Raw genomic sequence first — 11263 nt, forward strand, 5'->3', positions numbered from 1 at the left:
TTGTTAGAAGTTTTGATTGACAGGGATAGGAGGCATATACTCCGACTTATTCATCGGACGCTTATTCCCTTGAGTCCCTACACATGGATATTGAAGCCTCTTATAGAGATAGAATAGCTGTCCCTCTGAAATCCATTCTCTCTGAGCATCGTTGACAAAGTCTCTGAAGAATGTATCAAGATCTCCGGCAACGGGGAGTACTGTCCCTCTAAGTCCTCTATTCTCTCTTATCATATTGAGTATCTCGTAAGCCTGAGCAAACTCTCCCTTACGTGCATGACACTCTGCAAGGATGTACTGCATCTCAGAGACTCTGATAATGGGACTTTTATTCAAAGTCTTTTTTCTCTCGGTCTCGTTTGCACTTGGAAACAGCTTGAGCGAATACACGTGTAGAGACTCACTACCATAGATGCCTTGAGAGTTTGGAGAGAAGGTCATCGCGTGTCCTCTGTAATCCTGTTCGAACTCATCCGAATTGTCAGACTTGTTGGTAAAAATACCTTGAGCATTGAGAGCCAACAAGAACCAGCGTCCGGGCGACTGGCGATCAGCAACCTTCTTAAAATAAGACTCGATTTTGTAGTCGTTATAGGCATTGTCATTATTTAGAGCAAAGATGATATTCCAAGGCAGACGAAGACTTTTCTTTTGCTCGGCATCGTTGGTTCCAGCAACATTGTACCACTCTTCATCCTTGTACATATCTCTTACAACTCCTGAGCCCTTGATACCTTCAGCCTTCGCATCCCAGACAGCCTTCGCGCATGCCATAGCCTTGTCATAGTTTCCCATATAGAGATACACTCTTGCAAGAAGAGCCTTGATGGCATAATGAGAAAGACGGAAGCCCCTGTTCTTCAAGAAAGATTCGGGTACTTCACCCGAGGGTACTTTATCCTCAAACCCATTCTCATTTTCATTTTCAAAACGAGCTCTCCAACTGGCATTCGATCCCATACCTAAAGCTGTAGTATCGTAAGCCAAAGTAAGCTCTGCCGCCTTTTCAAAGTCTGCTACTACATTGTCAAGGTATGCTGATATTTCGATACCTTCAGGTTGAATCTCAGGATACTTCTTGACGTAAGGAAGCTTGATACTATTGTCATTCTCGACCGGAGCCGGAGCGAAAAGTCGACAGAGATCGAAGTGCATCAATGCACGACAAGCATAAGCCTCACCGAGAATCATCGATCGCTCTATCTCCTTATACTCAAAAAGACTTGGAGATTCAAGCTCTGCTTGTTGAATGAGGTTGTTGGCATTAGCAATGGCATTATAACCGGTCTTCCAGATGGCATCTGTCATATTCAAGACTTCCTCATTCCGGAACTCAAACGACGATATTCTTTGATATACTGAGGCATTACTTTGCCCGCCAAAATCACTACGGCTCCAAGTCCAATCATATTGCTGAGAGAGACAGTCAATATAACCAAACTGCAACTCTACACCGTAGAGTTTTTCATTGGCCATCTGGCTATACACACCTGCTAACGCAGTACGGTAACCATCTCCCGTGCCGTACAATTTCTTATCTGTTGCTTCACCCTCAGGTTCGATGTCCAGCCAAGAACATGCGCTGAGACTTAGACAGAAGAGGAAGGTAAAGGTCTTTATATATAATTTCATACTCATTACTTGTTTGTTATATTCCTAATGTAAGCGTAAAGCTGTAATTCTTCGCATAAGGATAGCTTGTACCACGCTCCTGTCTGATGGTTGACCAACGAGTGATCTCATTCGCATTGAATCGAATACCGAGAGAAGTCAGGTGTAGCTTCTGTGTAACTTCCGAACCGAAATCATACCCCGCAGAGAAACCGCTGAATGCTAAATAGTTATTGTTCTGCACGTAACGAGAAGTAGGCTGGGTCTTTATCTGAAGTGCAATATCATAGAATGGCACTACATCTCCGGGCTTTTTCCATCTATCAAGAAGGACACGACGGTCAACATTACCAACTCTGATCTCCGCATGTTCGACCTTCTGTAAGAGCGTTTCATTATACTGCTGACCACCGAATTGATAAAGGAAGTTGGCATTGACATAAAATCTCTTCCAGCCGACATTGATACTAAACGCTCCTTGTGCCTTAGGACTGGTGTCGCCCACGACAAGTTGATCTACTGCATCCCAGATATAAGTGGGAGTACCGTCTCTCTTGAGGAAGAGCTCACGACCGGATGATGGATCGATACCTAAAGATCTGACAGCATAGATAGCAGTAGTAGACGCTCCCACATAGTACTGAGTCAATGGGATGAACATCAGCTTCTCGTAGTCGTTTTTGGCTTTTTCACTGCCCTTGGAGTCGATCTTCAACTTTCCGTTGTGGAAGTCTTGGATATTTTTGTTGTACTGCTCCGCTTCCTGACCAAGTGATGTCACCCTATTCTTGTTAGCAGCCATAGTTGCATTGATAGCGACGCGCCAGTCTCTATCCTGATATGGCACAGCATTGAGTCTGAACTCATACCCGGTATTGAGGATACTGCCGGCATTGGTATGATAAGTCTCAAATCCCGAAGAAGTGCGAATATTGAGTTGAGAGATCTGATCATTGGTTTCCTTACGGTAGTAGTTCGCTTCAAGCGTGAGTCTATCCTTGAAGAGACCTATAGAGATTCCCAAGTCAAGAGTATTGGTCTTTTCCCAAGTCATGCCGGGGTTACCCAAAGCGATCAAAGTGTTCGCAGGGATACCGGCATACCAATAAGGCGCGGTACGATAGGTAGATATGGCTGCATAGGGAGGGAAGTTGACATTACCGACTTGACCGTATGTTGATCTGATCCTGAGGAGAGAAACATAAGGATTATCCTTCAAGAAGTCATACTTGTGGAAGTTGACCCCCACCCCCACAGACCAGAAGGGCGCAAAACGCTTGTTTCGACCGAAACGTGAGGATCCATCGAAACGGAATGATGCATCAGCAATGTAGATGTCCTTATAAGAATAGTTCAACGCTCCAAGAAGACCGAGAAGACGAGTCTGAGCAAATGTCTGTGGAGTCTTGGTGTCGATCTGTTTAGCGGCATAGGCAGGAGAGTTGAGGTTACTCAACTGGAAGCCTGAGTAAGACACACTAAGGTTACGGTTGTTGGTCTCTTGGATGTTCGTACCGAACGTAGCATTGACGAAATGCTCGCCAAACTTCTTGTTGTAGTACAACATCGCGTTGAGGTTCCAGTTCAATGTCGAAGCAAATGAAGTACTCAAGAAACCTTTCTTTGTACTTTCTGTCTCTCCACTGTAATCAGGATCCTTGGGATCCAAGAAGCTTTCGGTATTGTGTTTCGTCTGAGTGATAGAGAACTGTCCCTTGAAGTAGAACGAGTCAGAGAAATACACGTTGACACTGGTGTTGTTGGTAAAATCCTGAAGATTCCCTCTGCCGGAATAGTTTCCCAAAAACCTCTCACTATACAGAGGATTGGGTTTGCCATTAATCTTCTTCACAAGATTGTGATTGTTGTCGTACGGAGTCCAATAAGGCTTAAACTTAGCATACGCGTCAAAAGAGCCGAACGGAGAATCTTCGTTCTTAGTTAACCCGTAAGATATCTGATTCATAATCTGCACCTTAGACCCTAATCTATAATCAAGAGTAAGGGCAGCAGCGTAGTTATCACGATAAGATCCCTTCATAGCACCATTGTGCGTATTGTAAGTCAGATCGAGACCATAACGGATGCTTTCCACACCTCCAGAAATATTCACACTGTGCGTTTGATTGAAAGCATTGCGAAGCGGCTGAGCCAACCAATCTGTACGTACACCACGACGCACCTCATTGACCAAATTGTTCCACTTGAGGTCACGAATCAACTGTTCCAAAGGGTCGCCGTCAAAAGACGTGTACTCTCCAGACAACTTTTCGATCTCAAGCATCTCCTCTGCATTGGCGAGGTTATAGTCCGAGAGATCAGGCAGCTCGATACCCCCGGTGAGGTTGTAGTTGACACGGATCTCACCAGGTTGTGGAGGCACTGTGGTCACGACAACGACACCATTGGCAGCTCTCGAACCATAAAGTGCAGTAGCAGCGGCATCCTTAAGGATCGTCATACTCTCGATACGGTTCATATCCATATCATAGATTTTCTGCACGCTCACCTCAAAACCATCAAGGATAAAGATAGGCAAGTTAGGATTATCCTTGAGACCTGTACGCTGGTTACGCCTCGCATTTTCTGCATCGATACCACGGCTGGTGCTCAAGCTACTCTCTCCACGGATGGTGAAGTCCGGAAGACGGTTAGGGTCAGAACCCCATGTGTTTGCCTCCTTAATACGGAACGATGGTTCGAACGTCTGAAGCGCGGCAATGGCATTCTTATTATTAGTCTTCAAGAGTTGATCCTTGGTCACGATCGTTGCATTACCCGTAAACGAATTTTTCTTCAACTTCTGGTACCCTGTGATGACGACCTCACTAAGCTCGTTCTTCTCCTCCTTGAGGACGATCACGAAAGGCTCTTGTCCGGTGTACTTGACCGAACGCTTCTCCATACCTATGTAAGAGACTTCGACGATGACCTCCTTGAGCCCTTGTGGTATCGCGATCGTAAATGATCCGTCGACCTTGGCAGAAGCACCTCCCTTGACACCTTTGATACGGATGGCAGCTCCTGGAAGAGGAGCCTTGGTTTCATCGAGCACCTTACCCACGAGGGCACGCCCTTTGGGTTGTTGGGGCTGCTGGCTCTCAGAGATCAACCTCTCATGAGAGGTAGAGACCTCCCTGATGAGACCTGAAGGACTACCCTCGGGATAGTCGGCCGCACGTGCTTGCAACAGCCCAATTGCAGAGACCATTGCGACGGACACAACGAAGGTGACTTGTCCTAAAACATTGTGATTTACTCTCATAGTAAGTCCGTTTTATTGATTGGTAATTATTTATTTTTCTTCTGTCGTAGCCGTATGGTAATACCATAATGTATCCGAGAGGATAAACACCAATTTCATTATTTCTCAAAAAGTGTTCGACCGATGGATCTTTTTACAGACCAACACCCGGATATTTTGCTCCGATAGAGTATCTCAATGAGTGGAGAACAAATACCCCACTCGGAGACTTTAGGTTAATTTCACAATATATTATTAAACAACTGCCGTAAATATAGACATATTTTCACTATTACAGGCTATTCAAGACCGATCATTTCACTTTACTCACATATATTTTTCGTAAGAACTAGGGTACAAGTGTCGAAATATCGAGCAGAATTGGAGAAAATACACTTTCATACGCCAAGGAGACTTCAATCCTGACATACAAGCGGCCAGAAAAAGTCGTTAAAATCGATAATGAAAGTCGTTAGACTCGATGACAAAAGTCGTTAAACTTGATGATGAAGGTCGTTAAAGACGAATTTTGTCTCAGAAAAATGCAGATTTATAAATTATTGGCTCCGTTATCAAACAACATATCAAACAGATATCATCAGAGCACAGTATCCAACAAAAAATCGAGTAATAAGCAGTCTTTCAAAACGCAAGAAAACATAAAAGATGTGTCTAAAATAAACAGAACCATCATAATATCAAAGCTGAATATATAAACAAAACAATGATAATCAAGACACTAAACAACAACAGAAACACTCCCTGCCCCTCTTTCAAATAATTCACCGAATATTATCACTTTTAGACTTTTTCACAAAGGTTATACCCTTCCTTAATCTACAATCAGTAAATTTGCAACGAAATTAAGGCTTGAACATATCGTGATGGTATGTTTTTTGAACAAAGTATTCAGACAATTAACAAGATAAGTAACTATTAGGCAAGAGCTTTATGAAAATGAAAAGCGTATTGTATTGGGTGACACTGTGCCTCATCGCAGTGTCTTGTACCAATCTTCAGGTGATCACACCTAAAGGACAAGAGGGAGAAAAAGGGGACACGGGCATGAGTTCGTACGATCTCTGGTTAACTTTATTGGACAAAGGTCAGTACCCCGACTGGAAAGGAGGAAGAGGAGAGGCTGACTTTCTGATTTTCCTTTCAGGCAAGGATGGTAAGAACGGCATGACTGCTTACGAAGAGTGGAAAAAGATGATCGCCACAAACACTGTCGAAGATCCTCACAATCCTGGAGTCATCTGGACTTCTTCAAAAAACACGGAGAGGGATTTTTTCTGGTTCCTCACCGGGGCTAAAGGAGACAAAGGCGAAAAGGGCGACACCGGAGCCAAGGGTGAAAAGGGTGATAAAGGTGATAAAGGTGATAAAGGCGATAAAGGTGATAAAGGTGACACCGGAGCCAAGGGTGATAAAGGAGATAAAGGCGAAAAGGGCGACAAAGGTGAGCCCGGCGACAATGGCAACGCAGGAAATGCGGGCAATCCCGGAGAAAAGGGAGATAAGGGTCAACCGGGACTTGATGCCTATACTATTTGGGTAAATGAAGCCAAGAAGGGGACTCTCAAAAATCCTCATCCGGATATGCCAGGATATGAAGGTGAGTTTTGGCCTGTTGACAAGACGTCTTTGGATGATTTTTGGGTCTATCTAAGAGGTCAAAATGGCAAGAACACTAAGGAAATAATCGCAGACTATAATCTTTCTTTCCATGCCACTCAGATCAAAGATGGTGGGGCTGGCTACAATGTGCATACTGGTGATGCAGTATTGCGTATTACAGACCGTGATACAAAGCCCGTACCTGCAGGTACTCCTATCATCTTTGGCACAGAATTCGGTCTCCCAATGCAAAAGCAATATACTGTGAGGGCTGATGGTACCATCACTATACCCCGTGCAGATCTTCTTCCTAATGGTACTGCTATTGATAAGCGTGTGGCTCGAGCAAAGTTGACTATCAATGGCAAGGAAGAACAGACAAATATCTTTGTATTTCCAACTCAGGTCAAGTTTAAGGATGGAGGTTGGAATATTAGAAACGATTGGGCACCAGGTCTTGTCCGTGCGACAACAGGGGCTACATACATCTTTGACCCTGCTGGTTCATTAGCGGTTGTAGAGCTCGATCACCGTATTAAGGAACTCTCTTACAATGATGTTTATAAGGAGTGGTTCGGAGCTCAAGGTGGAGATAAAAAGATCATCTTTGAAATCACAGACATCAATGGTACCGTACTCAATAGTGCTACTGATGCTCGTGTTAATGATGAATGGTATGCGCGTAGTGAAGGGGATCCTGTAGCTCGTCGTCCATTATACTTTAAAACTCCCACAGATACCCACAAGTGGGGGCATAACTTTGCTCATGATGCAGGGCGTGTTTTTAGCAATGAGTCTTACTACGTACGTACAAAGGCTGTGCCTAAGTACTTTGGCATTCCTGGAGATATTCAGAGCCCGATCGTCGAGATCCCACCAATGCCACGTGTCCCATTGCTTAAGAATATTAAACTTTCTGGAGGTAAGGCTCTAGGTGAATTTGAGGTTCTTGATCCTATGTACATGGATAAGATTTACACAGGCTATAAGGAGTCTCCGACAAACCCAAAGCTTTGGATTCCGGCTTATACTTCATTCAATAATATGGTGCTCAATATTCTGGTGACGAAGGTGAACACAGCTTATACCGGTGCGGCCAAGGTGGGAGAGTATGGTTTTGACTTCCCCATCACCTCTACAGCTCAAGACCTAGTGGGTTGTAGGGTCTATTTGTCAAGTCCATCTGGATTTACAGCTGTTACGCCAACTAGTGAAGCTATTCCTTTGAACCAACAGCCTCACTTCAGACCTGTACTTCTCGGCACTATAGAGTTGGTTGATAATGAGCCACGCATCAAGTACTCTACCGACCTTGGTATGACTGAAACACATGTGCCTCTCAAGATGTAAGTATAGAAGGCGATTGGTGTAATTTCAAAAAATAAAGAACGAATAAAGACTATGAATATAAATATAAAAAAGATGTTATGTAGTGTAGCCTTAATGGGGGCTTCTATTATTTCAGTGTCAGCTCAAGACATCACCATTGCCGAGGACACTCATAACAATAAAAGAGCTTGGGAGATAGGTCTGGGAGGATCAGTCTTTCACATGCCTCGCGTGGGGCTCAAGAGTGTGATGACTGACAGCAAAGGACATCTCATAGATATCAGCAAGAGAGACTTGGTCTTCGGAGGACAGATATATGTCGCTCGTGAGCTATCCGATCACTTTGCCTTGGATCTTCAAGGTACATTCGGTTATGCCAAAGACCCAGTACGTACAGTATTGAAAGACCATTATATAGGTCTTGGGACACTCGGGCTACAGTGGAGACTGGGAGGCTATTTTGGATCTAAGATCATTGACCCATTCGTCCGCATAGGAGCGGGATATATGTACAAGAACTTCCGCATCAACTATATGGATGTCCTTGACGGCACTTCGCTAAACAATACGACTGAATCCGGCATGGTGGACAACGACCGTACTCATCTCCTACCCATCACGGCGGGACTTGGCCTCAATATGTGGCTCAATGATCGTTTCGGTATCGGTATGCAAGCAGACTATATCCATCTACCCTACAAAGGGATCGCTGATCCTCTTCAGGGCTCGCTCCGTCTCATGTGGCGCATCGGAGGAAAGTCAAAGAAGACCTTCGTGAAAGTTCCGGTCGAAAAGATTGTCGAACGCGAGGTGATCAGAGAGGTCGAGAAGATCGTATCTCAACCATCTACTGAGACCAAAACCATGTACAAGCTCTTTTCAGGCATCTACTTTGAGTTTGCGAGTGCAGACTTCACGACAGACACTTATAGACTCCTTGATGAGATCGCAGAGACACTCAAGAGCACTCCTTCATCAAGATTGTGTATCATCGGTTGCACAGATGCCATAGGCACTGCCGAGTATAACAAAAAGCTCTCCGAACGAAGAGCCAAGGCGGTGGTCGATGCCCTCATTGAGAGAGGAGTATCCTCTCAAATGCTCAAGTGGCGTGGTGTCGGCAGTGAGATCGCACATGCCCCTAAGGCAGAGTCGGATGGTGTACGTAGAGGGGACCGTAAGGTAATCGTCGAAGTAATCGAAAATGAGGCTTATTGGGAAAGCCTGAAATAATGGGCACGGTGGAGGGCTAACATTTCATGGTGCATTGACATCATGAAAGCCTCCCTGCAACCAATAACTTCGTCATAAATTAAATCAGTATCGAACGATGACAAAACGTTTATTCACATACACAATCATAGCACTGCTCTTGGTCTCTTGTACGGACTTCAAGGTTCTGGCTCCGTTGGGACCACGAGGTGACAAAGGCCAGACGGGCACCAGTGCTTATCAAGAGTGGCTCTCACTCTTGGACAGAGGACTTTATCCGGACTGGAAGGGCGGTCGAAGCGAAGCAGACTACATGATATTCTTATCCGGAAAAGATGGAAAAGACGGTATCAGTGCCTACGAAAAGTGGAAAGCTATGATCGCTGCAGGTGATGTGCGAGATCCACATGCTCCGGACAGGCTATGGTCACCTGACAAAAACACTCTCAGAGACTTCTTTTGGTTTCTCTCCGGGTCGAAAGGCTCCAAGGGTGACAAAGGAGACAAAGGCGATCAGGGACAAAAAGGAGACCAAGGAGACAAGGGCTCACAGGGAGATAAAGGAGATAAAGGAGAACACGGAGACAAAGGTCAGACCGGTGATCGAGGCGACAAAGGCGATCGAGGCGACAAGGGCGAACCCGGTCAAGGAGGAGGCTCAGGCTCTGACGGCCCAAAAGGACCTGAAGGGGATCCGGGAGACAATGGTCTTACAGCTTATGACATTTGGAAAAAAGAGGCAGAAAAAGGGACCTTGCCCAACCCTCATCCAAACCTTCCCGGATATGAAGGAGAGTTCTGGCCCAAGGATAAGGTATCCCAAGAGGACTTTAGGGTATACCTCAATGGGATAGATGCAGACAAGTTGCCACAAAAAACTTCGATCAGTGTCTCAGGTACAAATACGACAACGGACAAAAAACTGAATCCGGGCTCTATGTTCATCTCTGAGGAAAGAGCAGACTCAGCGATCATCAAAATCATCTCTCCGGCAGGTGCTCCCGTGATAAGCATAGAGAGTGCCGAAAATCTACCGGGAGGGTACATCATCGTCCCTCTCGGAGAGAGCCAAGAGGATGGTGTCAGTGTGCATACCTTCAAACTAAAAACAGCTCACAACATAGGCCCTGACAGGGACTTCAGACTTGTTGTGAACAATGTCTTCGAAGACAATAATCCGCATCTGATCACTGTCAAGCAGAAGGGTTATTTCACTCCGATGGAATACATGTCTGAATACAACATGAACAAAACAGGAACGGGCTTTGCGACGAACCATGCCAATGATCAAAGCGGTCTCTTCCCACAAAATCAAGCCATCGAGACATGGGGCTGGAAAGCAAATTTCGCGATAGGTGGCACACGCTATTACCTCCCGGACATACGTACTTGGAGAAGTGTCATGCCGGGAGAGGTCTTGCACTACTATAATGGACACGTGCTGACGATGGATAATGTAAGCGAAGAAATCAGACTGAATACCCATCAGATCAAAGATGTCTTCACCTCAGACTATAGAGGAAGCGGAAATCATATCATATACGGACTCCGTCTCAAGAGCGCAGATAATCGACTTAGGACTGCATTCAAATACGAATACATCGACAATCCTGAGGGCGGGACAGGGGAATTTGTCAAAGCCCTCAAGATTACTTCTCGCTACTTGGGGCCAGATGTCCCCGGCAGTCCCATCACGGTTGATCAGGTGAAGGACGAATCCTTCTGGAGCTCCAATAATCAGAATGATGTGGTAAGGATACTACCGGCAAGTGGTGCGTTGGATGCGCAAGGGACACCGATCCCCGGCAAGTTTGGCGAAAGTGGTTACTACTGGGCAAGCGAAACAAGTGCAGCTAAAGCCCTGGGGCTAAGGATGCTATTCCATCGCTTTGCGTTGGATGCTGACAGACGAATAGCCAACCCATCGGGTAACCACGAAGCCGTCCGACTCTTCTTCAAGAGGTAAAAAGAGCTACGAGAGGATTTTTCCTATCAGGCATCAGAAAAGATTCTTTTGTGGGACAGAACATATTCTGTCCCACAAAAGAATAAACTCTTTCTTCGGGCAGACGATAAGAGAGCCCAAGACTTTCGGATATGGAGCGACTACTTCGCTCAAGAGTTCTTCGGATCACAAAAGAATGTGGTGTCAAAACTAATCGTTTTGACACCACATTTCTTCTCCCCCCTTGTAGAGTTTCGGAGTCTATCCAACACCATCATCTCGATGGGAACTCTACGATACCG

At 45.3% G+C, this 11263-nt stretch carries 5 protein-coding genes; 3 read left to right on the forward strand and 2 right to left on the reverse strand.

Annotated features, from left to right (window positions below; all coding sequences use genetic code 11):
* Nucleotides 1-3: 3 nt before the first annotated feature.
* Both EL262_RS05790 and EL262_RS05795 read right to left on the reverse strand, forming a co-directional pair.
* A complete protein-coding gene (locus EL262_RS05790; RefSeq protein WP_159442738.1) occupies nucleotides 4-1632 on the reverse strand; it encodes a RagB/SusD family nutrient uptake outer membrane protein in 1629 nt (542 codons plus the stop codon).
* 16 nt (nucleotides 1633-1648) lie between these two features.
* Nucleotides 1649-4876: a SusC/RagA family TonB-linked outer membrane protein gene (locus EL262_RS05795; protein WP_025838096.1), complete on the reverse strand. Its 3228-nt coding sequence runs from the start codon at nucleotides 4874-4876 to the stop codon at nucleotides 1649-1651.
* Between the two features lie 936 nt (nucleotides 4877-5812).
* On the opposite strand from EL262_RS05795, the gene EL262_RS05800 reads away from it, so the two are divergent.
* The 3 genes from EL262_RS05800 (at nucleotide 5813) to EL262_RS05810 (ending at nucleotide 10982) form a co-directional block, all read left to right on the forward strand.
* Nucleotides 5813-7825, forward strand: a complete 2013-nt coding sequence (locus EL262_RS05800) for a collagen-like triple helix repeat-containing protein (RefSeq protein WP_159442737.1) — start codon at nucleotides 5813-5815, stop codon at nucleotides 7823-7825.
* A 51-nt stretch (nucleotides 7826-7876) separates the two neighbouring features.
* Nucleotides 7877-9037: an OmpA family protein gene (locus tag EL262_RS05805; protein ID WP_036853580.1), complete on the forward strand. Its 1161-nt coding sequence runs from the start codon at nucleotides 7877-7879 to the stop codon at nucleotides 9035-9037.
* Between the two features lie 97 nt (nucleotides 9038-9134).
* Entirely contained in the window at nucleotides 9135-10982 is a 1848-nt protein-coding gene (locus EL262_RS05810; RefSeq protein WP_078735801.1) for a collagen-like domain-containing protein, read from the forward strand.
* Nucleotides 10983-11263: the final 281 nt, after the last annotated feature.

Source organism: Porphyromonas cangingivalis, from assembly GCF_900638305.1.
Taxonomy (GTDB): domain Bacteria; phylum Bacteroidota; class Bacteroidia; order Bacteroidales; family Porphyromonadaceae; genus Porphyromonas_A; species Porphyromonas_A cangingivalis.